The organism is Agrobacterium sp. K11 (assembly GCF_059429395.1).
In genome coordinates this window covers 744,214-769,720 of sequence record NZ_JCAHRB010000003.1, presented here as the reverse complement: position 1 = coordinate 769,720, position 25,507 = coordinate 744,214, and the positions used below count along the sequence as shown (strand labels likewise).

Sequence of the window (25,507 nt, the reverse complement as noted above, 5' to 3'; positions counted from 1 at the left end):
TGGCCCGGCTTAGATTTCGCCGTCCCGCTTGCGTGCATCCTTGCCCATGACGAGCGGCATGAGAACCGACAGGAACAGAAGTCTGAGAACGTGATGTGAGCCGACATAGGCGGTATCGGCATGCATCATCACGGCCATCGCCGCCATCGTTTCAAGCCCGCCCGGGGAATAGGCGATCATCACCGCATTGAGCGGAACGTCTGTAATGTTGGAAATCATCCAGGCGATACTTCCGGCGATCACCATCACGGCGATGGTGACGACGAAACCTGCCAGAAAGCCTTTTCGCACATCCATCAGCGACACATTCGAAAAGCGCGTGCCGATGAGACAGCCGATCAGCACATAGACCGGCAGGCTGAGCCAGCTCGGAACGCCGCCCTCGGTAAGGCCGGTAATATGGGTGCCGATGGAAACCGCGACGCCGCCCAGCAGCAGGGCTGCGGGAAATCTCCAGCGAAGGAACAGCCATCCCATCGCAAGCGACGCGCCAATGGTCAGGGCCAGTGTGAACAGGCCCATTGGTGGATTGGCGATGAGCGGTTCCGTGCTGACGAGATCGAAATATTCAACAATCAGCGGCACGGAAAGCGTCAGCGCCAGCACTCGCACGCTTTGCACGATGCTGACGGTCGCAAGGTCGCTTTTCGTCTCGGCGCCGAGGCTGATGATATAGCTGAGGTGCCCGGGCGAAGCGCCCAGCATTGCCGTCGTCCTGTCGTATCCGAAGCCGTAATGCAGGATCCAATAGGCGACATACAGCATGATGACGACTGCAACGAGCACGATGACGAAGCTCAGTGGCCATGTCTTCGCGGCATCGATCACCGACGGCGTTACGCTCGTTCCCATCGAAATGCCGACCACAACGAAACAGGCATTGCGGATGAAGGCGGGAATCCCAAGCTTCACGCCCGCCAGTCCCGTAATCGTCACGGCGAGCGCCGGACCGGACAGAAACGGCGCTGGAACGTTAAGGAGACTGGCAAGCAGCGCACCCATGCTGCCGACGAGCGCGGTAAGTGCAAATGTATGGAATTCAGGCTTGATGATCATTGCGACGCTGGCTGATTGCTTCAAAAAAGCTCGCGACCAAATGCGCCGCTTCGTCTCCTGGCGTCAACACGCTCGACCAAAAATATTGCATTTCCGAAGTATTCTATAAAAGAAAAGCCCGTGACCTGCGGACACGGGCTAGCGCAATTGTTGCTTGGGCAATCGGATGATCAGGCGGCCGGCAAGGCGGCGATCTTCGGCATTTCCGTGTCGATGCCGAGCAGGAAGTTGATCTGCGGCCGCGCCTTGACGAGATCGTCGATGGAATATTCCGCCAGCACATCGAAGAAGGCATTGAGCGCCTTGCGAAGCGCCGAGTTGAGGCCGCAGCTATCCACAAGCGGACATTCGACAGCACCGTCCTCGAAGCATTCCGCCATGGCAAAACTGTCTTCGGTCACCTTCACTACGTCAAACAGGCTGATTTTCTCAGCGGGTTTGCCAAGACGCACGCCGCCGTTACGGCCGCGCACGGTTTCCACCAGACCGGCCTTGTTGAGCGGCTGCAGAATTTTGAAAAGGAACAGCTCAGATACGCCATAAGCCCTGGCGATCTCCGGAATGCGGCTCAACTTGCCTTCATTTGCGGCGCAATACATCAACATGCGAACGGCATAGTTGGTCTGTTTGGTCAAACGCATGCTGGTCTCCTAACTCTCAATGTGGAGTTATATAGTCTCTTTTTCAGTTTAGAACAATTCCAGAAACTGAAAAAACTGGCAGCCATCCGATATTTCTCGGACAGCCTTGTTGACCGCTGTGATGATTCATGAACAAACAAGTCAAGAATCTGAATGTAATGGAGGCATTCTCAATGGCAAGCTTGAAATCGTGTTTTTCCGCTGCCGTTTTTTCGGGTCTGACGATCCTCTGGGCCGCGCCCGCTGCTTTTGCGGACGGCGAGGTGAACGTCTATTCCTACCGGCAGCCCGAGTTGATCCAGCCGCTGCTCGATGCCTTCACGAAAGAAACAGGCATAGAGGCCAACGTTCTCTTCCTCGACAAGGGTCTGGTGGAGCGCATTCAGGCAGAAGGCGTCAATTCGCCGGCCGACGTGCTGTTGACGGTCGATATTGCCCGGCTTGTCGAGGCAAAAGAAGGCGGTGTCACACAGCCGGTGCTGAACGATCCCGTCATTGAAAAGGATATCCCGGCCAATCTGCGCGATCCGCAAGGCGAATGGTTCGGCCTGACGACGCGTGGCCGCGTGGTATATGCCTCAAAGGAGCGGGTCACCCAGAAAGACATCACCTATGAAGAGCTTGCCGATCCGAAATGGAAGGGCAAGATCTGCATTCGCGACGGCCAGCATTCCTACAATATCGCGCTGATCGCCTCGATGATCGCCCATCATGGCGTCGATTATACCCGGACATGGCTGACCGGCCTTAAGAACAATCTTGCCCGCAAGCCTGATGGAACAGACCGCAGCCAGGCCAAATCGATCTTTTCCGGCGAATGCGATATCGCGCTCGGCAATACCTATTATGTCGGCCTGATGCTGACCAACGACCGCGAGCCGGAGGAAAAGGTCTGGGCGGGATCGGTGCGGGTGATCTTCCCCAATGCGGGCGACCGCGGAACGCATGTGAATATTTCCGGCATGGCGCTGACCAAATACGCACCCAACAAGGACAATGCGCTGAAGCTGATGGAATTCCTGGCATCGCGCGAGGCGCAGGAAATCTATGCCAAGCAGGTCTTCGAATACCCGGTGCTGCCCGGCGCGGAGCCTTCCGATGTCGTGAAGGGCTTCGGCCCCATCAATCCGGACAAGTTGCCACTGACGGATATTGCCGCCCACCGCAAACAGGCATCCGAGCTGGTGGACGAAGTGGGTTTCAACGACGGCCCGACCAATTGACGCCGTTTACACGCCTGTGACCGGTTAGGATACCGGCGGGTCAATCGCCCGCCGGTTCATTGTTTAGAGACGCATTGCTTACTTCATCGTCGGCATGACGAATTCGGCACCCGATTTGATGCCGGACGGCCAGCGCGAGGTGATCGTCTTGGTCTTCGTCCAGAACTTGATCGAATCCGTTCCATGCTGGTTGAGATCGCCGAAGCTTGAGGCCTTCCAGCCGCCGAAGGAGTGGTAGGCGAGCGGAACAGGGATCGGAACGTTGATGCCGATCATGCCGATATTGATGCGGCTGGCGAAGTCACGCGCAGCATCGCCGTCACGGGTGTAGATCGCAACACCGTTGCCATATTCATGCTTCATCGGCAGTTCCAGCGCGTCTTCGTAGTTCTTGGCGCGAACGACGGAGAGAACAGGTCCGAAGATTTCCGTCTTGTAGATGTCCATGTCAGGGGTGACGTGGTCGAACAGGCAGCCACCGACGAAATAGCCGTCTTCATAACCCTGGAGCTTGAAGTCGCGGCCATCGACCAGCAGTTTCGCGCCCTGCTCGACACCGCTGTCGATCAGACTCTTGACGCGCGTCTGGGCTTCCTTGGTAACGAGCGGGCCCATATCGGCCTTGTCGTCGGTGTAGGGGCCGATCTTCAGTGCTTCGATCTGCGGGATGAGCTTTTCAACGAGACGGTTGGCCGTTTCTTCGCCAACCGGAACCGCAACCGACACAGCCATGCAGCGTTCGCCGGCCGAACCGTAACCGGCGCCCATCAGGGCGTTCACGGCCTGATCGAGATCGGCATCAGGCATGATGATCATGTGGTTCTTCGCGCCGCCGAAGCACTGTGCGCGCTTGCCGTTCATGGCGGCAGTACCGTAGACGTAGCGGGCAATCGGCGTCGAGCCGACGAAGGAAACCGCGCCGATATCCGGATCGGTCAGGATGGCGTCGACAGCGCCCTTGTCACCATTGACGACGTTGAGGATGCCGGCCGGAAGACCTGCCTCGATCATCAGTTCGGCAAGGCGGATCGGCAGGGACGGATCGCGCTCGGAAGGCTTGAGGATAAAGGCGTTGCCGCAGGCGATTGCCGGCGCAAACATCCACATTGGGATCATGCCGGGGAAGTTGAACGGCGTGATGCCCGCACCGATGCCGACCGGCTGGCGGATCGAATACATGTCGATGGCGGGACCTGCGCCCTCGGTGAACTCACCCTTCTGCAGATGCGGAATGCCGCAGACGAATTCGCAGACTTCGAGGCCGCGCACGATATCGCCCTTGGAATCTTCGACGGTCTTTCCGTGCTCGCTGGAAAGCAGCACCGCCAGCTCATTCATGTCGCGGTTCAGAAGTTCGACGAACTTGAAGAAAACGCGGGCGCGGCGCTGCGGGTTGGTGGCGGCCCACTTCGGCTGTGCCGCTTTTGCGCTTTCCACGGCAGCGCGCAGCTCGGCGTCGCTGGCAAGCGCGACAGTCGCCTGCACTTCGCCGGTTGCCGGGTTGTAGACGTTAGATGTGCGGCCACTTGTGCCGGACACATGCTTGCCGTTGATGAAATGACCGATTTCCCTCATGGGGCTTTCCTCCGCGATTTTTTGATGGGTGCAGCATTGCACTTGAATTTGTACAAATCAATGAACTCAGATAAGAAACCGTTGTGCGTAAATTGAAGCAAGGCGAGCATTTTGAGGGTAGCGGCGGATTTCCGACACCCACACGTTCGCCGGTCAACAGAAGGTCAGAAGCTTGATGAGCGATGAACCGGTCGTGCGGATGGCTGAAATCCAAATCGATCCAACCCAGCTGGATGCCTATCGCAGACTGCTTGCAGAAGAGATCGAAGCTTCGGTCAGCCTGGAAATTGGTGTGCTTGCATTAAATGCGGTGGCAATTAAAGGCAGTCCGGAAAAGATTCGCATCCTCGAAGTCTACGCGGACCGGGCGGCATATGAAGCGCATCTGCAAACGCCGCATTTTCTGAAATACAAAGAGGGTGTGGCAGGAATGGTGACGTCGCTGACCTTGCTTGATGTCGAACCCATAATGCTGCGCAGCAAACCATGAATTGGGATGACGTCCGCATCTTCCTCGCCGTTGCCCGCTCCGGGCAGATCCTTGCCGCATCGAAACGGCTCGGCCTCAACCACGCAACGCTTTCGCGACGATTGACGTCGCTGGAGCAGGCACTGAAGACCCAATTATTCATCCGCCGGACGAACGGTTGCGAACTGACCGAAGAAGGTCAGCTGTTTTTGGGCGCCGCCGAGCGCATGGAAACCGAAATGCTGAATGCGCAGGCAAATCTCGGTCGTGTCGATACGGCAGTGGCGGGAACGGTGCGCATCGGCGCGCCCGATGGTCTCGGGGTTTCTTTTCTTGCGCCACGGCTTGGCCGGCTGACCGCGCGTTATCCCGACCTAAAAATCCAGCTCGTGCCGGTTCCGCGCTCCTTTTCCCTGTCGCAGCGAGAGGCCGATATCGCCATCACCATCGAGCGGCCGGAACAGGGTAGGCTGATGTTTTCCAAGCTCACCGACTATTCGCTGGGGCTTTACGCATCGAAGTCCTATCTCTCCGAATATGGAACGCCGGCGGATGTGGAAACACTCAAGCGCCATCGGCGCATCGGCTACGTCGAGGATCTGATCTTCTCGCCTTCTCTGAACTATACCGGCGAGATCATGCGCGACTGGGACGCCGCCTTTGAAATATCCAGCGCCACCGGTCAGACCGAGGCGGTGCGCTCGGGCGCCGGTATCGGCATCCTGCACAATTACATTGCCGGACAATATCCCGAACTTCTGCGGATCATGCCGCATATGAGCATAAGTCGGTCCTATTGGACGGCCTATCACGAATCCGCCCGTCAGTTGGTCCGCGTGCGCACGGTGGTCGATTTTCTCCAGGAACTCGTTGCCGAAGAGAAGCGCATGTTCGCGTGACATCGAAATTGCCGATTTATTAGTACTATTAATACGCGACTCCTCCCGCTTCGGGCTTGACAAACGAGGGCTGGCTGAACGACCAATGCAGCCATTGGGAGAGAACGGAACCTGACATGCCGAATATATTACGAAAGCTTTCGCCGACTGGCCTCGGCGTGGCCGTCATGCTGCTTGGAATGCTGCTTTTCGCGTTGAACGACGCTATGGGAAAATGGCTGGTTTCGACCTACAGCCAGGGGCAGGTGATCCTCATCCGCAGCGTCGCTGCCCTTGTCATTCTGGTTCCGATCGTGTGGAAAGGCGGTCTTTCCGGCCTCATGAAAATCGAGCGACCGTCTCTTCAGGTGGCGCGAGTATTCTTCTCCACCGCCGAGCTTTTCTGTTTCTATTTCGCAGTCGCTGCCCTGCCGCTGGCAGACGTGATGACCTACTGGCTCGCCGCCCCCATTTATGTGGCGGCTCTATCGCCGTTTCTCCTGGGAGAAAAGGTCGGCTGGCGTCGCTGGACGGCCATCGCCATTGGTTTCGTCGGTGTTCTCATTGCCTTGCAGCCAAGCTCGGCAAGCCTCACCTCGGCCGCACTGTTTTCCATTCTCGGCAGCGCCGCCTTCGCCTTCATGATGTTGTCCGGACGCCAGCTACGCAACACGCCTGATACGGTGCTCGCTTTCTGGCAGATCATCGGTGCGGGGCTTGCGGGCCTCGTTGCGGTGTTCGTCACGCCGTCGGGCTGGTTGCCGGTCCAGTCCGGTTTCGATCTCGCTTTCCTCGGCCTGCTCGGCGTGGTCGCCATGGCGGCGCATGTGCTGGTCAACCGCGCTCTGAAGCTCGCGGACGCCGCGACCGTCGCGCCGCTGCAATACACATTGCTGCTCTGGGCGGTGGTCTTTGGCTGGCTGTTCTTTGGTGATGTGCCGCAGACCAGTATCGTAGTCGGTGCGGGCCTGATCGTTCTTTCCGGCCTTTATATTTTCTTCCGTGAAAATACGCTCAAACGCGGTCGCGAAAAGGTGGATATACTGGCTGCGGACTAGGCATTTCCTCTGTTTACCCGTGATGTTGCCGCCGAAATCATCACGGGACTTGACGAAGAGGTGATCTTCGAGGAGTAAGAGAGGGTCCTGCGATCATATGTCTCGCAAGGGCAGAGGAAACAAAGGTGCCGGGCCCCTCTGGCGAGAGTTTTACGGCGCTCTCGTGATGTCGGTACCGCCTGCAAAAATTGGCCGGCGGATTAAAAACTATGAAAAACCTGAATGTGCTTCGCGCGCGTGCTTTCTGCGTGCGGCCCGACGTCCTGCGTCGTTCCGCAATCGCTCTCGTTACCGGAGGTAACCGGACATGAGCGCCGCCCAGAAAACCACACTTTCCTACTTCAAGTGGGCTTTTATCGTCACCATCGTCGGTCTGATCCTTGGCGGCTATCTCGGCTGGGAAATGACCGGAACTGTCAGTGGAACAGCGACGATCTTCTTCATTTGTGCGGTGCTTGCCGTGCTGGAAATTTCGCTTTCCTTCGACAACGCCATCGTCAACGCCAACAAGCTGAAAGAGATGACGCCAGTCTGGCAGCATCGCTTCCTGACCTGGGGTATTCTGATTGCCGTTTTCGGCATGCGTATCGTCTTCCCGCTGCTGATCGTGGTCGTTGCCGCCAATGTCGGCCCCTGGACGGCGCTCGTCATGGCGGCCACGCAGCCGGAACGTTATGCAGAAATCATGCGTGACGCCCATCTGCCGATCGCTGCTTTTGGCGGTACCTTCCTGATGATGGTCGGTCTCAACTTCTTCTTCGACCATGAAAAGGACGTGCACTGGGTGCGCTGGATCGAGGAAAAGGCTGCGGTCTATTCCTCCGTCAAGGGTATCGAGATCGCCTTCGTGCTGGTCGTCATGCTGGCCTTCTCTCGTATCATCGGCGCCAGCGACAATCCGGAGCTTGGTCCGGTTGCGGCCAACACCTTTTTCCATGCGGCAATCTGGGGTCTTTTGACCTTCCTGCTGGTGGAAGTCGTCGGCGGTATTCTCGATCGTAGCCAGGAAGTGCTCGAAGGCGCTGCAAAAGGCGGCTTCGGTGCGTTTCTCTATCTCGAAGTGCTCGATGCAAGCTTCTCCTTCGATGGCGTCATCGGTGCTTTTGCGCTGACGCAGAACCTGTTCATCATCGCCATCGGCCTCGGTATCGGCGCCATGTACGTGCGCTCGATGACGATCATGCTGGTGGAAAAGGGAACGCTCGCCGAATACCGCTATCTGGAACACGGCGCTTTCTACGCGATCCTCATCCTGTCCGTCATCATGTACGTGCAGACGATGTTCCACATTCCAGAGGTCATCACCGGCCTTGGTGGCGCGACCCTGATCGGCATTTCGCTCTGGTCGTCCATCCGACATAACCGGCGGCACAATGCAGATGCGACCGATGCCGCTCGCGGTGCGGAAATCTGACCCATCACGATCCCAGCCTTCCGCTGTTACGGCGGAAGGCAGTTTTTAAGCACTGAATTGCTGATTGCCTGTTTTTGTTGCTATTTTCGCCTTGCGGAAAATTTGAACATAACATCGGAATTATACCCCAAGCATCTGTTTTTGCTCGTATTTGTGCACTGCGGTAAAACTGGCACGCTTCCTGCATCTCATCTTGCAAGTCCAGAGGGGACATTAAAGGCCCGACAAACGGGTTTAAACAACACCGCCGCGCCGCGCGATCTTTTATGATCTGCGAAGGCGCGGCGGTTCTGTTTGTGCGGTATGCTTCTTGAGTTTTCCGCTCCGTTGAATGAAAACGGTGGGATAACGACTGGAAGGTTACCGGTTTGCCTGCAGAACTTTCGCCTACGGAGGCCTTGGGGCTTTGGCATCGCGTATCTGCTGCGCAGGTCACGGCCGATGCGCCGGATTTGACCTTGCGCCAGACTACAATCCTGCTGCAGATATACCTCGTGCCGCCGCCACATACAGTCCGGGGCCTCGCCGCCTTGCTGGGCGTGACCAAACCGGTCATCACCCGCGCACTCGACAGTCTGGGAGCGCTCGGGCTGGTTGACAGGGTGCGGGACGAACGGGACAAGCGCAATGTCGTGATAAAACGCACCGTGGCAGGTGCGCTCTATCTGGAAAAATTCGGCGATCTGATTATTGATCAGGCACGCAAGATCTAACCTCTGGATGTGAAACCATGATGCTCGACCGCCGCCTGAATGTCTTCCGCTCCGATCTGGCCGATGAGAAACTGCAAGGCGTGGTTCAGGCCGAGCGTTTCGTCAGCGGTTCGCCAGCCCAGATCGCGGTGCCGGTTATTGGCCTGCGGCCAACGCCTGACCTTGCCGCCGGCATCGATACGGAGCTGCTGTTTGGTGAAACCGTGCGCATTTTCGACCGGGCGAATGGCTGGGCCTGGGTGCAGGCGGATGCTGATGGTTATGCCGGTTACGTGCCGGAGACGGCAATCGGCGATGTCGTTGCCGTTACCCACCAGGTGGTTGCGCCACGCACCTTCCTCTATCCTTCCGCCGAATTGCGCAAACCGCCGGTCGCAGCCATTTCCATGGGCAGCATGGTCCGGATCGTTGGTGAGGCCGAGACACGCGGCACCCGCTATCTGCTGACCGAAAGAGGCGAGGGCATAATCGCCGCCCATTGCCGACCAGTCGATGCCGCTCTCGAAGAGGACTATGTTGCGGTGGCCTTGCGCTTTATCGAGACACCTTATCTCTGGGGCGGCCGCTCCGGCTTTGGCATCGATTGCTCGGGCCTCGTGCAATTGTCCATGGCGATGACGGGCCGACGGGTTCTGCGCGATACCGACATGCAGGTTAAATCGCTCGGCGTGGAAATAGAACGCGATGAATTGCGCCGCGGCGATCTGGTTTTCTGGAAGGGCCATGTCGGGCTAATGGAAAACGAAGAGACGCTGCTGCATGCCAATGGCCACACGATGAATGTTGCACGCGAAAATCTCAATGAGGCCATCGAGCGCATCGGCTGGCTTTACGAAAAGCCGACGGCTTTCCGGCGTCTGGAAGGCTGAGGCGGCGGCTTCACGAAATTGTGCCTGCCTCGCCCTTTGTGCGACCACAGCCGAAAGCCTACATCGGTTGAATGATGGTACGGGACCGGCATCGATGAACACAAAAATGGCAACACGATTGGCAGCGATCCTGGCAGCGGTGTTAATGAGCGCTTCCGCGCAGGCGCAGACCGTTTTTCAGAATGGTTTTGCTCCGGCTCCAGATGCCTATGCGAACCTGCCGGGTGTCAAGGACCCGCGAACGCTACAGCCCAAGGTGCGTTACAATTGCCATAGCGAACTTGGTGTAACTGGATATGCCCGCGGCCCATACCGGGATGTTTTCGGTAGTCGCGGTCTGCCGGTTCAAGGCTATCGCTGCACCGATGAGAACGGCATCTCCAGCTTCGGTGGCAGAAATCCCATCTCCAAGGACTGGTATCCCGGCATCAATCCTGTCGACCCGACCTTCTGAAGTAATATGACTTAAAGCGGCGTTTGCGCCGCCCGCACTCTGGACTTGTTGTTGCTTTTTCAGATAAATCTTTGACATGACAGGTTGATAATACCTGCCGAGGTGCGGGGTGACGTCGGCCCTGCCGATGTTCTGGGCCGATGCTGGGGAATGCAAGCATGACGAAGACCGATATAGCAACCCGTGTCCACAATCACACCTGGAAACTCGATCCGATCGTCCGCAGCCTGATCGATACGGATTTCTACAAGCTGCTGATGTTGCAGATGATCTGGAAACTCTATCCGGAAGTCGACGCGACGTTTTCGCTCATCAACCGCACGAAGACGGTGCGGCTGGCGGAAGAGATCGACGAGATGGAACTGCGCGAGCAGCTCGATCACGCGCGTACCCTGCGCCTCTCCAAGAAGGAAAACATCTGGCTTGCGGGTAACACCTTCTACGGCCGCTCGCAAATCTTCGAGCCTGAATTCCTCTCCTGGCTTTCGAGCTACCAACTGCCCGAATACGAGCTTTTCAAGCGCGACGGGCAATATGAGCTGAATTTCCACGGCCGCTGGATGGATACGACACTCTGGGAAATCCCGGCACTGGCGATCATCAATGAGCTACGCTCGCGCAGCGCAATGCGCTCGCTTGGTTATTTCACGCTGGATGTTCTCTACGCCCGCGCAAAGGCCAAGATGTGGGAAAAGGTCGAACGGTTGCGGGAACTGCCGGGCCTGCGAATTTCCGATTTCGGCACCCGTCGCCGCCACAGTTTTCTGTGGCAGCGCTGGTGCGTCGAGGCGCTGAAGGAAGGCATCGGCCCTGCCTTCACCGGCACGAGCAATGTCCTTCTCGCCATGGATTCCGACCTCGAGGCCGTCGGCACCAATGCGCATGAATTGCCGATGGTGGTTGCGGCGCTGGCGCAGACCAACGAGGAATTGGCCGCAGCGCCCTATCAGGTTCTGAAGGACTGGAACCGGCTTTACGGCGGCAATCTGCTGATCGTGCTGCCCGATGCTTTTGGCACGGCGGCCTTTCTGCGCAACGCGCCGGAATGGGTGGCGGACTGGACGGGCTTCCGTCCCGACAGCGCGCCGCCGATCGAAGGCGGGGAAAAGATCATCGAGTGGTGGCAGAAGATGGGCCGTGACCCCCGCAAGAAGATGCTGATTTTCTCAGATGGTCTCGATGTCGATGCCATCGTCGATACATACAGGCATTTCGAAGGCCGGGTGCGCATGAGCTTCGGCTGGGGCACCAATCTGACCAATGATTTCGCCGGTTGCGCGCCGAAGACCATCGCCAGCTTGAAGCCGATTTCCATTGTCTGCAAGGTCAGCGACGCCAATGGTCGGCCAGCCGTGAAACTCTCCGATAATCCGCAAAAAGCGACAGGCGAACGATCCGAGGTGGAGCGTTATCTGAAGTTCTTTGGTGAGGAAGATCTCAAGGAACAGAAGGTTCTGGTTTGATTAAGGCCGGGCGCTCCGCTTAACGAAGCGCCCGTGGGCAAGTCAGATCAACCGAGGTACCGATTTACTTCGCAAACTGGTGTGTGATGTAATGGAAGAGTGCTCTGATACCTTGAGCCTCACCGCCGATCGATGAATGGTGCCTTTCGCTCAAGGACCAGCCGTAAATATCGAAATGTGCCCATTTTTTCGTATTGGTGACGAAACGCTTCAGGAACAAAGCGGCGGTGATCGATCCTGCCATGCCGCCTGATGGCGCGTTGGTGATATCGGCCGCGCGTGAGCGGATATCCTTGTCGTACCCCATGTAGAGCGGCATGCGCCACAGGGGATCGTCGGTATCGATGCTTGCTTCCGCGATATCGTGGGCCAGATCGTCGTCATCGGTATAGAAGGGCGGCAGATCCGGGCCGAGAGCAACGCGGGCGGCACCCGTGAGCGTTGCCATGTCAATCATCAGGTCCGGCGCATCCTCGTCTGCATAGGCCAGCGCATCGGCCAGAACGAGACGGCCTTCCGCATCCGTATTGTCGATCTGTACCGTCAGGCCCTTGCGGCTCCTGTAGATGTCACCGGGACGGAAGGCGTTGGCGGAAATGGAGTTTTCGACGGCGGGCACGAGGACGCGAAGATTGACCGGCAGTTTCGCGTCCATGATCATCAGCGCGAGACCGAGAACATTGGCCGCACCACCCATGTCCTTCTTCATCAGCGCCATGGAGGCGGCTGGCTTGATATCGAGACCACCAGTATCGAAGCAGACACCCTTGCCAACGAGGGTCAGGCGGGGATTTCCCTTCTTGCCCCAGTTCATTTCCAGAAGGCGCGGTGCGCTTTCGCTGGCGCGGCCGACGGCATGGATGAGCGGGAAGTTTTCCTTCAGCAGATCGTCGCCGGTAATGACGCCCACCTTTGCCTTGTAGTGTGCGGCAAGGCTGCGGAAGGCGATCTCAAGCTCGTCCGGTCCCATATCGTTGGCCGGAACATTGATGAGATCGCGGGCGAGGAAGACGCCGGCCAGAACGCGCTTGATCTCGCCATCTTCGGCATCCTGCGGAATGAGAAGCTTGGCCCCGCTGGTTTTGGTTGTCTTGTATTTGTCGAAGCGGTAGCTGCCGAGGCCGAAACCGAGAGCCAGCCGATTGGCCGTCAATGGCGCGGTTTCAATATGCCACTCGCCTTCGGGCAGCTCGCGGGCCAGTTTTCCGGTTATGAACGGGATTTCGGAGGGATTGCCGCCAAGGCCGAGAAGAACGCCACCCAGCGAACCATCGGAAGAGGGAACAAGCAATACGGCGCCTGCTTCGGCCTTGAAACCCGCTTTTTTCGCCCAGTCCAGAGCAACAGGATCGATGGCACCCTGTTCGATATGGGCTGGCGTCACGGCGAAAACCGGCAGGGTGCTGCCAGCCTTGGAGCTGAAAGGTGTCGGGCGTTCGATGAACTGATAGGGCGCCATGGTCTGCTTTCGTAACTGTCGAGAATCGGTGCGATTAACGCTCTGTTAGGGTTAACAGATTATTGCTTAAGCGAAAGTTGCGTCATGTGAGTCTGTCGTATGTCGGGCGCAAGATCGATAATTCTTGGGCGGGAGCACTGCCATGACTGCTTTTTCTTTGAGCGAGACAGGTCGGACAGGCTTACTGCGGGGAGCATGTCTCGCAGCGCTGGTTTTCGCCGTTTCCGGATGCGCGAGCACCAACAAGCCGGATCGCATATCCACCGGCTCCATTCCTGCGGCCACACGCTCCTATGACCACATGAACATGGACCAGCTCCGGCAGGCGGAAGAGACGGCCGGCAAGGCCTATGAACGCAGCCCGAAGGACAGGTCAGTCGGCATGAATTATGCCAACGTGCTGATGATGACCGGCAAGAACACGCAGGCGCTCGCGGTCATGCAGCAGATCGCCATCGCCAATCCGGCCGACCGCGAGGTGCTTGCCGCCTATGGCAAGGCGCAGGCAGCATCAGGCCAGCTCGAACAGGCCCTTTCAACCATCCAGAGAGCACAGACGCCTGATCGTCCAGACTGGCGGCTGTATTCTGCCGAAGGTGCCGTGCTCGACCAGCTTGGCAGGTCGAACGAGGCCCGCACAAAATACCGACAGGCACTCGATCTCAAACCGAACGATCCAAGTGTGCTCTCGAACCTTGGCATGTCCTATGTCCTGTCGAGCGATCCCCGTACCGCCGAGACATATCTGCAATCGGCCATCGCCCAGCCGGGCGCCGACAGCCGCGTTCGCCAGAATCTCGCGCTCGTGGTGGGTCTTCAGGGACGGTTTGCCGAGGCTGAGCGCATCGCGGTTCAGGAACTTTCGCCACAGCAGGCGCAGGCAAATCTCGGTTATCTGCGTGCAATGCTATCGCAGCAGAATTCCTGGCAGCAACTGGCGAAGAAGGACAACAAGCCAGCAGGCTGATGCGGGTTCAGGCACGTCCATCAATGCCAGATCGCAGATAATTTCACGGCTCCGCCTCATCACGCGCTACCGCCTATAGGGCGGGCGCGTTTAGCGTGTCAGAACGTATCGGCGACGCGAATGCCGGCTGGTCCGAGAACGACTGCGATGAGCACCGGCAGGAAAAATATGATCATCGGCACGGTCAGCTTTGGCGGCAGGGCGGCGGCCTTCTTTTCGGCTTCGTTCATCCGCTCGTCGCGGCCTTCCTGGGCCAGAACGCGCAACGCCTGAGCCAATGGCGTGCCGTATCGTTCCGCCTGGATAAGCGCTTGCACCACGCTTTTGACGCCGTCCAGCTGCGTGCGCATGCCAAAATTCTCAAGTGCGATGCGCCGGTCCTGAAGGAAGGAAAGCTCCGCTGTCGTCAGCATCATTTCCTCCGCCAGTTCGGGCGACTGCTCACCCATTTCTTCCGCAACACGACGCATGGCGGCCTCCATGGACACACCGGATTCGATGCAGATCAGCATCAGATCAAGCGCATCCGGCCAAGCGCGCCTGATCGAGGCCTGCCGCTTGTTCATGGCGTTGGAAACATAGATATTGGGTGCGTAAAAACCCAGATAACCGAAAATGAGCACTGCCATCAGCCGGACGACGAAAGCCTTATCGGCGAGGTTTCCGAGAACGAAAACCCAGGTAAAGGCCAGGGCCAGAAAAACGAATGGCAGCACGAACCGGGCGGCAAGAAATGTGTTGAGCGCATTCTGTGAACGAAAACCCGCAGCGCGCAGCTTGTTCATCGTGTTCTTGTCGGCAAGCGCTTCCTGAAGGTTGAATTTTTCGACGATGCGGCGCGCCGATTTATTATTATTGCCACGCAGGGAGGCCTTGCCGTCCCTAGTGGCGGCGGCGAGGCGCTCACGCTCGCGACTGCGAATGAGATCGCGCTCCGATGACACGGCTTTCATGCGCTTGGCGAAGTCTTTTCGCTCAAAGAGTGGCATGATGAGCGTATAGAGGGTCGCGAAAACCGCAAGGGTGACGAGAATGGCAATGATCGTTTGCGGGTCCGTCAGGCTGGAAAAGAGGCTTCCTGTCATGGTCGTGCCCTCATATGTCGAAATTGATCATTTGGCGCATGATGAAAATCCCGATCAGCATCCATAATGCCGACACCCCCAGAATGATGTGCCCACGCATGTCGGTGAAGAGCACCGACAGATAGTCGGGCGAGGTGAAATGCACCAGCAGCATGACGATGAAAGGCAGCGCGCCAATAATAACTGCCGAGGCCTTCGCCTCCATCGATAACGCGTTGACTTTGGCACGCATTTTCCTGCGTTCACGCAGAACTTTCGAAAGATTGGAAAGAGCCTCCGAAAGATTGCCGCCCGCCTGCGCCTGAATGTTGATCACGGTGCTGAAGAAGCTCACTTCGAAAAGCGGCACGGTCAGCATCATGCGCTCGATCCCCTGCGGAATGCCGATGCCGACCTGTAGCGCGTCGATGACGCGCTGGAATTCCGTCTTGACTGGTTCTTGACCGTCTGAAGCAATCAGTCGCACGGCGTCGTTGAGCGGCAATCCGGATTTGATCGACCGGCACATGACATCCAGCGCATTTGGAAATTCCTCGAGGAATTTTTTCTGCCGGCGCTTGAGTATAAATGCCAATACCCATCGCGGCAGTCCCAAGGCCACGACGGCTCCTATGAGCAGAGCGATAAGCATCGACAGGCCATAAAGAAGCGCAATGACGACGGAGAAAGCAGCCGCGCCTGCGCTCAGAAGGTGGAACTGCCGGACAGAAAGTTGCAGTCCCGCTTGAACCAGCTTTTCGCGCAGACCGACATTCTTTGCTTTCTTCGCCTTTTCGCTTTGTTTCTTTTCCATTTCCCGCAGGCTGTCCTGCATGGACTTGCGGCGTTTGCCAAGTTCCTGGACCCTGTCCCGCGCGGCCTTGATGTTTGCGTGATCCGTTTCGGCGGCCTTGACCCGCTTGACGCGACTAGTGGTCTTTTTCTCGACCTCGATCTGCTGGAAGAGGAAGGCATAAGCAAGCGCCCCTGCCGAAATAGCGACAAGTGCGGCCAGTAACAGGATTGTGGGGTCCATGGCAGTCGCCTTCCTTAGAGCATTTCCAGTAAAATTGCGTAGCGGTTTTCCGTCCGGAAAATTCGCAGAAACAAAGAGTTAGAGCACGTCAGACGATTCCGTTTAAACAAGACTTGCTCTATGACGTCTTTTCCATCTCGTCGAGTGCGGTGGCCAGGCGTTTTTCCTCGCCATAATAGCGCGCGCGATCCCAGAAATGAGGTTTGCTGATGCCCGTGGAGACATGCTTGCCGATCAGCTTGCCATGCGCGTCTTCGCCGTCTATTTCGTATCGCATCAGATCCTGGGTCACGATGACGTCGCCTTCCATGCCGATCACTTCGGTGATCTGCGTTATCCGGCGTGAGCCGTCGCGAAGGCGCTGGGCCTGAATGACGATATCGATAGAGCCCGAGATGATTTCGCGTACCGTCTTTGCCGGCAGGGTAAACCCGCCCATGGCGATCATCGATTCGATACGGCTGAGGCATTCCCGCGGCGTATTGGCGTGGAGCGTCCCCATCGATCCGTCATGGCCGGTGTTCATCGCCTGAAGAAGGTCGAAAACCTCCGGTCCACGCACTTCGCCGACGATGATACGTTCAGGCCGCATACGAAGGCAGTTCTTGATCAGATCACGCATGGTGATCTCGCCTTCACCTTCGATATTCGGCGGGCGCGTTTCCAGCCTCACCACATGCGGTTGCTGCAGTTGCAGTTCGGCGGTGTCCTCACAGGTGATGACGCGTTCATCCTTGTCGATGAAGCTCGTCAGGCAATTGAGAAGCGTGGTCTTGCCCGAGCCGGTACCACCAGAGATGACGACATTGCAGCGGACGCGGCCGATGATCTTGAGCAGGGTCGCGCCTTCAGGCGTGATCGCGCCGAAACGCACCAGCTGGTCTAGCGTGAGCTTGTCCTTCTTGAATTTTCGGATCGTAAGCGCCGGACCATCGATGGCGAGCGGTGGTGCGATGACGTTGACACGCGATCCATCGGGTAAGCGGGCGTCGCATATCGGGCTCGATTCGTCCACGCGTCGGCCGACCTGGCTGACGATGCGCTGGCAGATGGAAAGCAATTGACCATTGTCACGGAACCGTATGTCGGATTCGATGGTCTTGCCGCCGACTTCGATGAAGGTCTGGCCGGAACCGTTGACCATGATATCGGCAATATCATCGCGTGCGAGAAGCGGCTCCAGCGGCCCATAACCAAGAACGTCGTTGCAAATGTCTTCGAGCAGCTCTTCCTGCTCGGCGATGGACATGGCGAAATTCTTGATCGTTATGATATCGTTGACGATATCACGGATTTCCTCGCGTGCGCTCTCCGCGTCGAGCTTGGCGAGCTGCGAAAGGTCGATCGTATCGATGAGCGCGGAAAAGACCTGGCCCTTGGTATTGTAATAATCTTCCGTGCGGGCACGCTTTTTCTGCGGCGATTGCATGGGAGATTGTGCCTGCCGCGTTGCAGGCGATTGGCCGGGCTCCAAAGTGTCGATCGCCAGAGATCGCGGCTCAGGCGTTGCCTTCACCTGCTGTATGGCAGGCGCGACAAAATCCGGCTTTATGGTTCTGGCTGGGCCTTCTGGCCCGCGTTTTCCGAACATCGGCGTTTCCGTCTAAAGGCCCAGAAAGGGAGCCTATTTGCGCTTGAGAATATTCTTGAGCTTGTCCAGACCGCCGCGCTTGTTTTTGCGCAGAATGGTACGGCCTGTAATGGTATGGGCAATTTGCGAGAACGTTTCCGCGATCTGGGATTTTTCGTCCATCTCGCTGATCATGCGACCGCTGTTGGCGGCATTTCCGAACAGCTGGGTGTCGAACGGAATGATGGCGACCGGCTCGATTTCCAGTGGGTCGAGAAAATCCGCAGGGGCGATCTCCGGGCGTTTCGGCATGCCGACCTGATTGAGAACGAGATGCGGTAACTTGTCGTTGGGTCTCAGTTTTATCAGCGCGTCGAACAGGTTCTTCGTATTGCGCAGGTTTGCGAGATCCGGAACCGCCGTAATGACCACCTCGTCGGCTTCCGCAAGCACCGCCCGCGTCCAGTCACACCATTGATGGGGAAGGTCGAGAACCGCGACGGGCGCACTGCGCTGCAGGACCTCAAGAATCGGCAGAAACGCCTGACGATCGAAATCATAGGTCCTGTCGAGAAGAGAGGGTGCGGCCAAAAGTGAGAGGTGGTCGGAACATTTCGTCAGCAGACGGTCGAGGAACACCTCGTCCAGCCGTTCCGGCGAAAACACCGCTTCCGCCATGCCCTGAGCGGGATCCTGATCGAAATCGATGTTGGCCGTGCCATAGGCAAGATCCATATCCGCCAGAATGGTTTCGGTGGAGAAGAGGGTAGAGATGCCGAAGGCGCAATTATGCGCGATCGTCGACGAGCCCACCCCGCCTTTGGCACCGATGAAGGCTATGTTGCGACCGAGCGGCTCCGCTTCCGGGTCAACGAAGATCGTCGCGATCGAGGCCAATAGATCGGCCATGTTGATCGGTGCGACGAGATATTCGGAAATGCCGTTGCGGATGAGATCGCGATAAAGCGTTATGTCGTTGTGCCGGCCAACGATGATGACACGGGTGGTGGGGTCGCAAACCTCTGCCAGAGGAGCGAGATCATCCAGCAGAGAAGACGGTGAGCTTGCTGTTTCGAGAACGATGAGGTTGGGCGTTGGTGAGGCGGAAAACATCGTCGCCGCCGCGTTGATGTCGCCCTTGGTTACCCGCAGGGTGACCTTGCTCATCCGCCTGTCACTGGATAAGGCATCCATCACGCGCTGCATGTTTTCGCTGACGCAGAAGGCATGGACGGATATGCGGGGCAAGGGCCGCAGGCGATCCATATCCGAGGCACGCGGCGCCGGCTGTTCGGCTTCCGCGTCGCCGCTTGACTTGATATCGTATTCTACAGCGCTCATCGTCTTTCCTGCCCTGACAATTGTTGGAACCGCGTCAATTTGGCGTCGCCGTGTTTTTGCCGCTGCGATAGGCGTCAATCACCACTGCTCGGCGCTCCGCGTCGATCGGACTCATGCCACGCGGGCCAACCAGATCCATGGGATTGGCAACCTGTGCCGCGAGATTGCTCTGGGAGGCACATCCGAAATTGTACCAGTTCTTGTTGGCAAAGGTATTGTCGGAAAGGTCTTCGGGCCATTGGCCGCATTGCCCGGTCATGGCGGTAACGGCCACATAACTCAGTCGAATGGGGGCGGCGTCGCCATTCGGGGATGCAGCGTAACGTGTTTCCATGATCTTGCCAGAGGGCACACCAGCGCCGGAAAGCGCGGAGCGGATTTGTCTCGCCATTTTTGAAGCCGCTGCCGAGTTGGCTGATCCCGATGGCATCTGGATATTGACGATTCCCGTCGACATCGAGGCGTAATTCTGGGCGAAACCACGGACATTATCCGCCATTGCCGTGGTCAGCCGGCTATCGCCTGCTGAAACCGGAATATCCAGCGAATGCTCGGCTTCCGAGAGGGTGATCGGATGGCGCGTGCGGTAGTCGTCAGGAATGGCGTTGGTCGTCATCGGGTCGCGTGCGCAACCCTGCAACAGGCCGGCGGCAAGCGCTACCATGGCGACGAGACCTGCCCGTCTGCCCGGCAGGCTTGAGGAAAAGGAAGAAGGGTTTTCCTGCATGACGTTTCCTGCCCGGACCGGGCTTGCTCTGAGGACGAGATTTCGTGCGTGTGTCGTCATTTGTAGATGAACCCCACTGATCCCTGATAGGGAGCCGCCTGGACCTGATCCTTCCGGCCATAGACCTTGTTGACACGGTTCATGAAATACATCGCGGCATCGTTTTCCGGGTTGAAGTTGTCATCCGGCCGGGCAATCTGATTGCGCGCAACAGGACGTACCAGATAGGGCGTTGCTATGATGACAAGCTCCGTCTCGTTGCGGATGAAATCCTTGCTGCGGAAAAGCGTGCCGAAGATCGGGACTTTGGAAATGCCGGGAAGTCCTGACATGGCCTGGCGAATATTGTCCTGGACCAGACCTGCGATCACAATCGAGCCGCCGGACGGAAGTTCGACTGTTGTCGATGTCTCGCGTTTGCGGATCGACATGTAGGTAGAACCTGGGATGGTGCGGCCCGCATTTCCGGTTACAACGTTGCCTTCATATGTCGGCTCGGAAACATTGGTCTCGATTTTAAGGCTGATCCGTCCCGGTGAAAGCACGACGGGCCTGAAGTTCAACGTGATGCCGTAGTCGACCGTGTTGGTGGTACGCGTTATGGTTGGCTGGCCCGTATCCTTGTCGATGGTAACTTCTTGCTCTGCAGGCAGACGGAAATCGCCCCCCACGTAGAACTTGGCCTGTTCGCCGGAGATGGCGGTAAGACTTGGTTCGGCCAGAGTGCGCACGACACCCGCCTGTTCCATGGCGTTGAGATAGGAAGCAAAGTTGAGCGAGCCGGAGCCAATCGCGCCACTGGCTATTCGCGACGCACCGCTAATTGCATTTCCGAGATTGGACGGATTTGAAAATTCGAAACCGTTATTGCTTGTCGAGCTGCTGATGGAACCATTGAAGCCAAGCTGTTTCAGCACCTGCCGGCTAACTTCAGCAACGGTGACTTTCAGCGTCACCTGATCTTCGCCCTCAATCGTCAGCATATTGACGATCTGCGATGTCTGGCGGTTTTCGGCAAATATCGCCGCGTCACCGCCATTGTTACCGCCCGTCAGCGATATGTTGCGGGTGGTGGCTTCGCCGCCTTTCAGAAATGCTTCGGCAAGCTGGACGGCGCGTGCAGAATCCTGCGGCGTGCGCACTGATCCAGTGAGAACGATGTTGTCCGAAACGATCTCTACCTTGATGTCCGATTCGGGAATGAAACGGCGGATATTGGCCTCAAGCCCAGAGATATCGCGCTCGACCTCAAGATCAAGACTGACGATTTCGCGCCCGCCATCTCCGAAAATGAAGATATTGGTCTGGCCCACCGTTTTTCCGAACAGATAGATGCGCTTGGACGTACGGGTTACGGCATCGGCAAGGCTCGGATCGGCGACGAGAATATCATGGGCATCCTCCGGCAGATCGATGACCAGTGCCTTGTTGAGACCGAGCTTCAGGCGCTTGCGAATGCCACTACCGCTTTCGGTGATCCGCACGATGCTCGCGCTTTGAGCCTCGGCTTCGCTGATACGCAAAAACGCGGGAGAGTGCTGACCCGGAAAACCTGAAAAAGCCAAGCAAAATGCAAGGCTGCCCGCCATTGAGGAACGCAGGTGTTGTTTAATGCGCTTTGCCATGGAACTCCCGGTCATTGCGATGCTCCTTGTCCGGCTTTGACGATCGAACCGGATTTGATCACCTGAATCTCCGGCTGCCCGGAGCCGCCGTTGAGAAGGTAACCTGCTGAAAGCGTGTCGTTTTCCTGCGCATCGGCGACTGAGCGCAAAGCCAGCGTAAGGCGATCCGCCATCTGTTGCGCCACGGTGATGATTTTGGCCTGTTCGGGTGTGAGTTCGAGCGTTGCGGTTGCACCCACGACGGCTGAGGTGCCGTCCTCGCCTTCCTTGATCTGCTGGTCGATCGCCAGAACACGGACATTGTTCAAAACATTTTCAGTTAAAAAATGACCTGAATCGCCCTTGCGGACCATGATGACATCGACTCGGTCATTCGGCAGCACGAAACCGCCAGCACCTGTCGAGACGGAAATTTCCGTGGCGACGGCGCGTTTGCCGGCCGGCAAAAGCGAGGACATGATGCGGGTGCTGGAATCGACCACTTTTTCAGGCCGTACCGGCTCGCCCTGAAACAAAGGCAGCCGCACGACAGCGCCGGATAGTTCGGTTATGGCGTTCGGGTTTTTCGCTTCCGTTATGAAGCTGTCGATGACGTTACCAGTGGGCCAGGGCGTCCAGTGTACCGAACTATCGTTCAGGCGGCTGCCAACGGGTAGGTTGACCGAGGAAACGAGAACGTTAACCGTCGGTTCCTTCTCTATGATCGTTTCCGCTTTTTCGATGACCTGCTTCGCGCCGGAAATCTGCATGGCAACGATGCCGGCAAGACCGGCGGCGACTAGGGCAACGGACAGAATGACGATACGCGACGGTTTCATGCTCGATCCTTGAGGGAATCAGATTCTTCTCCCGTCAGGATGGCCGGTCATTGGTATAATTATGGTTAATATTATGCTTGGATTTCTGGTTAACAGGCCTTTAACCTGCAGTGAACGCAGATTTCTCAGGAAAGACTTGCGATGGCGGCTTTTACAAGCGGTGTTTCGCCATAGGTCAAAAGCCCGGCAATAGCGATGCCTATGCCATAGGGGATTTTCTTCGCAACCAGCAAGGAATCCGGAATGGGAATGCCGGCCGCCATGATTTCCCGCGAGCGCGATCGCAAAAGCAGGATTCCAAGCGTCAACACGCCGCCGATGAAGGTGACCGCAAGTAGAAACTCTATTAGGGAGGCATTGAAACCGTACCAGACAGCGGCAGCTGTGAGAAGTTTGGCATCCCCACCGCCCATGACATTGGCAGCGAAGAGCGCAAAACAGGCAAAAAAAACGGCTGCGGCGGCTGAAATGCTCATTGCGAAGGTTTGCCACTCCATACCCGTAAAGGGCGCAACCACAATGAAGGAAAGCAGCAATATAAGCGGTATTCTGTTGGGTATGGTCATGCTCGCTACGTCATTGATGGCAGCGAACACCAAGCAGAGAGGCAGTATAAGAAAAATTGCCGCAACTGCCATTTTTATCTCTTCGAAGTTGACGGAAGATTGTTATAAAAATGCCACCCCGTTTACGGGGTGGCATATGCTTTGGTGCGTATAATCACGATGTCTTCGCGGTCAAGTTGAGGTAAGTCGCGAGGTTCGTGAACTGGAGTCCGATTTTGGAGCCCAGCGACGATGCGCCGCCGATGATGGCAACAGAAATAAGCGCAGCAATCAGGCCGTATTCAATTGCAGTGGCGCCGGACTCATCCTTCAGGAAGCGAGCGAAAATCTTAGTCATGGGTCTCTCCTAACTCTTGTGTTGTGTTCAGCACGCCGACAACTGTTTTCCGTTGTTCGGTTGCGTTCAAATTACAGGTGAGCGATTTCCAAGCGCTTAAAGAAGAGGATTAATCCAAAGTAAACGACAGGATGAGTTTCTCTTGGTAAACAAAACAAAAAAGTATTGTCTCTATTTTTATAGTTCCTGATAAACAAATATATTCCAGAGACTGTCAGTTTCTTATTTCCGGCAAAGTGTCCTCCCGGTGAGACATAGATGTTCAGTTTTGGTGCGGGACAGCGAGAGCCTCGAAAATATTGCCATGTCAGGCATGGTTACCGTTCACATTAGGGGCCTCTATCATTTAACGCTTCATTCACTAAAAACCCGCATTCTGCTGCACAGTAAGTGCGGGTAGTGAGCAGGGGCGAAACGCGTGTCATCCGGAAAACTGGCGAAAATCGTGGTCGGCTTGTCCGTCATCCTATCGGGTTCGTTACAGCCTGTTTTTGCTCAGGAAGACATATTGCGCGTTTCGATGAACCACGCCCGTGTCCTTCGCCTCGACCGCCCCGTGAGCAAGGTTATTGTCGGCAACTCGAAAGTCGCCGATGCGACGGTGGCCGATGCCACCACGATCGTGCTGACCGGGCGCAGTTTCGGCACGACGAATCTTGTTCTTCTCGATGCCGAGGGCAATCCAATCGTCGATGAGCGCATTCTCGTCTCCATCGATGAGGGCAATACGGTTCGCGTTTTTCGACAGACGGAACGGACCGTGCTTTCCTGTACGCCGAATTGCGAACAGCATTCGCAAAACAGTGGCGACAAAGACGCCCAGCCTTAAGCGAACTGCAACCCAATACCAGGTCTGAATATATCGGAATTCCGCGCGCGGGAATGGCTGGCATTTTGTCAAAGTGACAAAGGCTTAGTGCTCGTCCTGGGCAGTATTTTTATGGGAAAAATCGGGGTTGATCGCCAGCAAAACGAAAAACCGCAACATGTTCCCCTGCCTTTTGCAGGAGGACTGAATGTTGCTGTTTTTTCGTCTAAGTGTTTGATCTGGCTAAGATCAAAAATGGAATGGTGCCCAGAAGAGGACTCGAACCTCCACACCCTTGCGAGTACCAGCACCTGAAGCTGGCGCGTCTACCAATTCCGCCATCTGGGCGACGGAGAGCGATGTACGAGGGCAGCCGCCCGGTGTCAACAGACTTTTTGAACTTTTATGACGATCATTGATTTTAAAGGGAAAAAACTTGGTTAGACGCTGTTGAAACATGTTGCCGCGTCAATTGTCGAGCCCTTCATGCTTCGTCCTGTCGACATGACCGAGGTCACGTTCCGGGTCGATGACATCGCGGATTCTCTGTTTGAGCTCTTTTGGACCGGGGAAACCGCCATCGCGCTTGCGCTCCCATATGGTTTCACCATCAACGGTGATCTCGAACAGGCCACCCGTTGAGGGAATGAGGCTGACTTCGCCGATATCAGAAGCGAAGGTTTGCAAAATCTCCTGCGCCATCCATCCCGCACGAAGCAGCCAGTTGCATTGTGTGCAGTAGCGGATGGTTATGCGGGGCTTGGTCTCGGCCATGATCACGTCTCCTTCAGCGCCCGGTGACAATAATGCTCACGATAATGTCAACTATAATACTCATGTTTTTACCTGCGGCATGCTTGTTCTTATCATGCTGCTTTGCGAACAGATAAGCCATCGAAGGCTAAAACGCGGAGATCCCATGGCCCAGTTCGACAATAATCGTCAGCGTCTTTTCGTTCCGGCGGTCGCACCTCTTTATAATTCGACACATGATCTGGTGGAGACCGTTCTGCGCGTCGTGGCCGGGCTTCTTCTTGTCACCCACGGCTTCGGCAAGATCGCCAATCCGTTCGGGGCTGTCGGCATGGTGGAGAGCCTCGGCTTTTATCCGGGTGTATTCTGGTCACCTCTCCTGGCCGCCACCGAATTTTTCGGTGGAATTCTCGTGGCCATTGGGCTGTTCACGCGGCCGGCATCCTTTGCCGCAATGATCGTGCTTTTAGTAACGGTCTATTTTCACGGTATCGTAAAAGCGGAAGGTCTGGGTGGCGCGGAAAAATCAGTTCTCTGGGCAGCCATTTTCCTGTTCTTCGCTGTCCGCGGCGGCAACCGGCATTCCGTCGACGCGAAGCTGTCGCGGGAATTTTAAGATGCCA

General features: G+C 56.8%; 26 protein-coding genes and 1 tRNA gene. 12 read left to right on the top strand and 15 right to left on the bottom strand.

From position 1 onward, the window contains the following. Nucleotides 1–9: 9 nt before the first annotated feature. Together AC5SEO_RS08965 and rirA are read right to left on the bottom strand one after the other, a co-directional pair. Complete coding sequence (locus tag AC5SEO_RS08965; RefSeq protein WP_174067947.1) at nucleotides 10–1,056, bottom strand: AbrB family transcriptional regulator; 1,047 nt, start codon at nucleotides 1,054–1,056, stop codon at nucleotides 10–12. A 170-nt stretch (nucleotides 1,057–1,226) separates the two neighbouring features. Beyond that, on the bottom strand, nucleotides 1,227–1,697 hold the full coding sequence (rirA, locus tag AC5SEO_RS08960) for an iron-responsive transcriptional regulator RirA (RefSeq protein WP_003514531.1): 471 nt from the start codon (nucleotides 1,695–1,697) through the stop codon (nucleotides 1,227–1,229). 173 nt (nucleotides 1,698–1,870) lie between these two features. On the opposite strand from rirA, the gene AC5SEO_RS08955 reads away from it, so the two are divergent. Beyond that, the gene (locus AC5SEO_RS08955; RefSeq protein ID WP_019564505.1) at nucleotides 1,871–2,920 is read left to right on the top strand and encodes a Fe(3+) ABC transporter substrate-binding protein; all 1,050 of its coding nucleotides are present in this window, start codon (nucleotides 1,871–1,873) and stop codon (nucleotides 2,918–2,920) included. Nucleotides 2,921–2,998: 78 nt separating this feature from the next. Here the strand turns inward: AC5SEO_RS08955 and AC5SEO_RS08950 are convergent, their stop codons facing one another. Beyond that, nucleotides 2,999–4,495, bottom strand: a complete 1,497-nt coding sequence (locus AC5SEO_RS08950) for a CoA-acylating methylmalonate-semialdehyde dehydrogenase (protein WP_174067948.1) — start codon at nucleotides 4,493–4,495, stop codon at nucleotides 2,999–3,001. Between the two features lie 175 nt (nucleotides 4,496–4,670). On the opposite strand from AC5SEO_RS08950, the gene AC5SEO_RS08945 reads away from it, so the two are divergent. The 8 genes from AC5SEO_RS08945 (at nucleotide 4,671) to pncB (ending at nucleotide 11,813) form a co-directional block, all read left to right on the top strand. After that, on the top strand, nucleotides 4,671–4,985 hold the full coding sequence (locus AC5SEO_RS08945; RefSeq protein WP_065661492.1) for a putative quinol monooxygenase: 315 nt from the start codon (nucleotides 4,671–4,673) through the stop codon (nucleotides 4,983–4,985). Then, the gene (locus tag AC5SEO_RS08940; RefSeq protein WP_003514539.1) at nucleotides 4,982–5,863 is read left to right on the top strand and encodes a LysR family transcriptional regulator; all 882 of its coding nucleotides are present in this window, start codon (nucleotides 4,982–4,984) and stop codon (nucleotides 5,861–5,863) included. The genes AC5SEO_RS08945 and AC5SEO_RS08940 overlap by 4 nt, the downstream gene beginning before the upstream one ends. Before the next feature lie 116 nt (nucleotides 5,864–5,979). After that, entirely contained in the window at nucleotides 5,980–6,900 is a 921-nt protein-coding gene (locus AC5SEO_RS08935) for a DMT family transporter (RefSeq protein WP_003514540.1), read from the top strand. 307 nt (nucleotides 6,901–7,207) lie between these two features. Next, a complete protein-coding gene (locus tag AC5SEO_RS08930; RefSeq protein WP_003514542.1) occupies nucleotides 7,208–8,314 on the top strand; it encodes a DUF475 domain-containing protein in 1,107 nt (368 codons plus the stop codon). A 368-nt stretch (nucleotides 8,315–8,682) separates the two neighbouring features. Then, nucleotides 8,683–9,027: a MarR family winged helix-turn-helix transcriptional regulator gene (locus AC5SEO_RS08925; protein ID WP_003514544.1), complete on the top strand. Its 345-nt coding sequence runs from the start codon at nucleotides 8,683–8,685 to the stop codon at nucleotides 9,025–9,027. Nucleotides 9,028–9,044: 17 nt separating this feature from the next. After that, entirely contained in the window at nucleotides 9,045–9,896 is an 852-nt protein-coding gene (locus tag AC5SEO_RS08920) for a C40 family peptidase (RefSeq protein ID WP_003514546.1), read from the top strand. A 94-nt stretch (nucleotides 9,897–9,990) separates the two neighbouring features. Continuing rightward, nucleotides 9,991–10,350: a hypothetical protein gene (locus AC5SEO_RS08915; protein ID WP_035251992.1), complete on the top strand. Its 360-nt coding sequence runs from the start codon at nucleotides 9,991–9,993 to the stop codon at nucleotides 10,348–10,350. A 158-nt stretch (nucleotides 10,351–10,508) separates the two neighbouring features. Next, nucleotides 10,509–11,813: a nicotinate phosphoribosyltransferase gene (pncB, locus tag AC5SEO_RS08910; RefSeq protein WP_003514549.1), complete on the top strand. Its 1,305-nt coding sequence runs from the start codon at nucleotides 10,509–10,511 to the stop codon at nucleotides 11,811–11,813. Between the two features lie 64 nt (nucleotides 11,814–11,877). Here the strand turns inward: pncB and AC5SEO_RS08905 are convergent, their stop codons facing one another. Then, complete coding sequence (locus AC5SEO_RS08905) at nucleotides 11,878–13,272, bottom strand: leucyl aminopeptidase (protein ID WP_013635292.1); 1,395 nt, start codon at nucleotides 13,270–13,272, stop codon at nucleotides 11,878–11,880. 142 nt (nucleotides 13,273–13,414) lie between these two features. On the opposite strand from AC5SEO_RS08905, the gene AC5SEO_RS08900 reads away from it, so the two are divergent. Next, nucleotides 13,415–14,239: a tetratricopeptide repeat protein gene (locus AC5SEO_RS08900; RefSeq protein ID WP_174067949.1), complete on the top strand. Its 825-nt coding sequence runs from the start codon at nucleotides 13,415–13,417 to the stop codon at nucleotides 14,237–14,239. A 98-nt stretch (nucleotides 14,240–14,337) separates the two neighbouring features. On the opposite strand, the gene AC5SEO_RS08895 is transcribed toward AC5SEO_RS08900, so the two are convergent. The 9 genes from AC5SEO_RS08895 to AC5SEO_RS08855 all read right to left on the bottom strand — a co-directional run bounded on the left by AC5SEO_RS08895 (nucleotide 14,338) and on the right by AC5SEO_RS08855 (nucleotide 23,323). Further along, nucleotides 14,338–15,324, bottom strand: coding sequence for a type II secretion system F family protein (locus tag AC5SEO_RS08895; protein WP_003514557.1), 987 nt, complete (start codon nucleotides 15,322–15,324; stop codon nucleotides 14,338–14,340). Between the two features lie 10 nt (nucleotides 15,325–15,334). Beyond that, nucleotides 15,335–16,339 carry a type II secretion system F family protein gene (locus AC5SEO_RS08890; protein ID WP_003514558.1) on the bottom strand — a complete coding sequence of 335 codons (1,005 nt, stop codon included), beginning with the start codon at nucleotides 16,337–16,339 and terminating at the stop codon, nucleotides 15,335–15,337. Between the two features lie 118 nt (nucleotides 16,340–16,457). Further along, nucleotides 16,458–17,930: a TadA family conjugal transfer-associated ATPase gene (locus tag AC5SEO_RS08885; RefSeq protein WP_003514561.1), complete on the bottom strand. Its 1,473-nt coding sequence runs from the start codon at nucleotides 17,928–17,930 to the stop codon at nucleotides 16,458–16,460. A gap of 33 nt (nucleotides 17,931–17,963) precedes the next feature. Then, entirely contained in the window at nucleotides 17,964–19,250 is a 1,287-nt protein-coding gene (locus tag AC5SEO_RS08880; RefSeq protein WP_003514563.1) for a CpaE/TadZ family protein, read from the bottom strand. 34 nt (nucleotides 19,251–19,284) lie between these two features. Continuing rightward, on the bottom strand, nucleotides 19,285–19,977 hold the full coding sequence (locus AC5SEO_RS08875; RefSeq protein WP_003514564.1) for a CpaD family pilus assembly protein: 693 nt from the start codon (nucleotides 19,975–19,977) through the stop codon (nucleotides 19,285–19,287). A gap of 56 nt (nucleotides 19,978–20,033) precedes the next feature. Further along, complete coding sequence (locus tag AC5SEO_RS08870) at nucleotides 20,034–21,617, bottom strand: type II and III secretion system protein family protein (protein ID WP_025592137.1); 1,584 nt, start codon at nucleotides 21,615–21,617, stop codon at nucleotides 20,034–20,036. After that, a complete protein-coding gene (gene cpaB, locus AC5SEO_RS08865; RefSeq protein ID WP_003514566.1) occupies nucleotides 21,614–22,420 on the bottom strand; it encodes a Flp pilus assembly protein CpaB in 807 nt (268 codons plus the stop codon). Before cpaB ends, AC5SEO_RS08870 begins: the two co-directional genes overlap by 4 nt. Nucleotides 22,421–22,545: 125 nt before the next feature. Next, a complete protein-coding gene (locus AC5SEO_RS08860) occupies nucleotides 22,546–23,058 on the bottom strand; it encodes an A24 family peptidase (protein ID WP_003514567.1) in 513 nt (170 codons plus the stop codon). A gap of 82 nt (nucleotides 23,059–23,140) precedes the next feature. Then, nucleotides 23,141–23,323 carry a Flp family type IVb pilin gene (locus tag AC5SEO_RS08855; RefSeq protein ID WP_003514568.1) on the bottom strand — a complete coding sequence of 61 codons (183 nt, stop codon included), beginning with the start codon at nucleotides 23,321–23,323 and terminating at the stop codon, nucleotides 23,141–23,143. A 445-nt stretch (nucleotides 23,324–23,768) separates the two neighbouring features. On the opposite strand from AC5SEO_RS08855, the gene AC5SEO_RS08850 reads away from it, so the two are divergent. After that, nucleotides 23,769–24,152 carry a pilus assembly protein N-terminal domain-containing protein gene (locus AC5SEO_RS08850; RefSeq protein ID WP_046205577.1) on the top strand — a complete coding sequence of 128 codons (384 nt, stop codon included), beginning with the start codon at nucleotides 23,769–23,771 and terminating at the stop codon, nucleotides 24,150–24,152. A gap of 240 nt (nucleotides 24,153–24,392) precedes the next feature. Here AC5SEO_RS08850 and AC5SEO_RS08845 read toward each other — a convergent pair. Then, nucleotides 24,393–24,479: transfer RNA gene (locus tag AC5SEO_RS08845), tRNA-Leu, on the bottom strand. Nucleotides 24,480–24,599: 120 nt separating this feature from the next. Further along, on the bottom strand, nucleotides 24,600–24,905 hold the full coding sequence (locus AC5SEO_RS08840) for an Rdx family protein (protein WP_003514570.1): 306 nt from the start codon (nucleotides 24,903–24,905) through the stop codon (nucleotides 24,600–24,602). Between the two features lie 145 nt (nucleotides 24,906–25,050). Between AC5SEO_RS08840 and AC5SEO_RS08835 the strand changes: the two genes are divergently transcribed. After that, complete coding sequence (locus AC5SEO_RS08835; protein ID WP_003514571.1) at nucleotides 25,051–25,500, top strand: DoxX family protein; 450 nt, start codon at nucleotides 25,051–25,053, stop codon at nucleotides 25,498–25,500. Nucleotides 25,501–25,507 lie beyond the last annotated feature (7 nt).

Excerpts from the sequence above, each read along its gene's own strand:
- AC5SEO_RS08965 (WP_174067947.1), bottom strand. The coding sequence starts at position 1,056 with ATGATCATCAAGCCTGAATTCCATACATTTGCACTTACCGCGCTCGTC.
- rirA (WP_003514531.1), bottom strand. The coding sequence starts at position 1,697 with ATGCGTTTGACCAAACAGACCAACTATGCCGTTCGCATGTTGATGTAT.
- AC5SEO_RS08955 (WP_019564505.1), top strand. The coding sequence starts at position 1,871 with ATGGCAAGCTTGAAATCGTGTTTTTCCGCTGCCGTTTTTTCGGGTCTG.
- AC5SEO_RS08950 (WP_174067948.1), bottom strand. The coding sequence starts at position 4,495 with ATGAGGGAAATCGGTCATTTCATCAACGGCAAGCATGTGTCCGGCACA.
- AC5SEO_RS08945 (WP_065661492.1), top strand. The coding sequence starts at position 4,671 with ATGAGCGATGAACCGGTCGTGCGGATGGCTGAAATCCAAATCGATCCA.
- AC5SEO_RS08940 (WP_003514539.1), top strand. The coding sequence starts at position 4,982 with ATGAATTGGGATGACGTCCGCATCTTCCTCGCCGTTGCCCGCTCCGGG.
- AC5SEO_RS08935 (WP_003514540.1), top strand. The coding sequence starts at position 5,980 with ATGCCGAATATATTACGAAAGCTTTCGCCGACTGGCCTCGGCGTGGCC.
- AC5SEO_RS08930 (WP_003514542.1), top strand. The coding sequence starts at position 7,208 with ATGAGCGCCGCCCAGAAAACCACACTTTCCTACTTCAAGTGGGCTTTT.
- AC5SEO_RS08920 (WP_003514546.1), top strand. The coding sequence starts at position 9,045 with ATGATGCTCGACCGCCGCCTGAATGTCTTCCGCTCCGATCTGGCCGAT.
- AC5SEO_RS08915 (WP_035251992.1), top strand. The coding sequence starts at position 9,991 with ATGAACACAAAAATGGCAACACGATTGGCAGCGATCCTGGCAGCGGTG.
- pncB (WP_003514549.1), top strand. The coding sequence starts at position 10,509 with ATGACGAAGACCGATATAGCAACCCGTGTCCACAATCACACCTGGAAA.
- AC5SEO_RS08905 (WP_013635292.1), bottom strand. The coding sequence starts at position 13,272 with ATGGCGCCCTATCAGTTCATCGAACGCCCGACACCTTTCAGCTCCAAG.
- AC5SEO_RS08900 (WP_174067949.1), top strand. The coding sequence starts at position 13,415 with ATGACTGCTTTTTCTTTGAGCGAGACAGGTCGGACAGGCTTACTGCGG.
- AC5SEO_RS08895 (WP_003514557.1), bottom strand. The coding sequence starts at position 15,324 with ATGACAGGAAGCCTCTTTTCCAGCCTGACGGACCCGCAAACGATCATT.
- AC5SEO_RS08890 (WP_003514558.1), bottom strand. The coding sequence starts at position 16,339 with ATGGACCCCACAATCCTGTTACTGGCCGCACTTGTCGCTATTTCGGCA.
- AC5SEO_RS08885 (WP_003514561.1), bottom strand. The coding sequence starts at position 17,930 with ATGTTCGGAAAACGCGGGCCAGAAGGCCCAGCCAGAACCATAAAGCCG.
- AC5SEO_RS08880 (WP_003514563.1), bottom strand. The coding sequence starts at position 19,250 with ATGAGCGCTGTAGAATACGATATCAAGTCAAGCGGCGACGCGGAAGCC.
- AC5SEO_RS08875 (WP_003514564.1), bottom strand. The coding sequence starts at position 19,977 with ATGCAGGAAAACCCTTCTTCCTTTTCCTCAAGCCTGCCGGGCAGACGG.
- AC5SEO_RS08870 (WP_025592137.1), bottom strand. The coding sequence starts at position 21,617 with ATGACCGGGAGTTCCATGGCAAAGCGCATTAAACAACACCTGCGTTCC.
- cpaB (WP_003514566.1), bottom strand. The coding sequence starts at position 22,420 with ATGAAACCGTCGCGTATCGTCATTCTGTCCGTTGCCCTAGTCGCCGCC.
- AC5SEO_RS08860 (WP_003514567.1), bottom strand. The coding sequence starts at position 23,058 with ATGGCAGTTGCGGCAATTTTTCTTATACTGCCTCTCTGCTTGGTGTTC.
- AC5SEO_RS08855 (WP_003514568.1), bottom strand. The coding sequence starts at position 23,323 with ATGACTAAGATTTTCGCTCGCTTCCTGAAGGATGAGTCCGGCGCCACT.
- AC5SEO_RS08840 (WP_003514570.1), bottom strand. The coding sequence starts at position 24,905 with ATGGCCGAGACCAAGCCCCGCATAACCATCCGCTACTGCACACAATGC.
- AC5SEO_RS08835 (WP_003514571.1), top strand. The coding sequence starts at position 25,051 with ATGGCCCAGTTCGACAATAATCGTCAGCGTCTTTTCGTTCCGGCGGTC.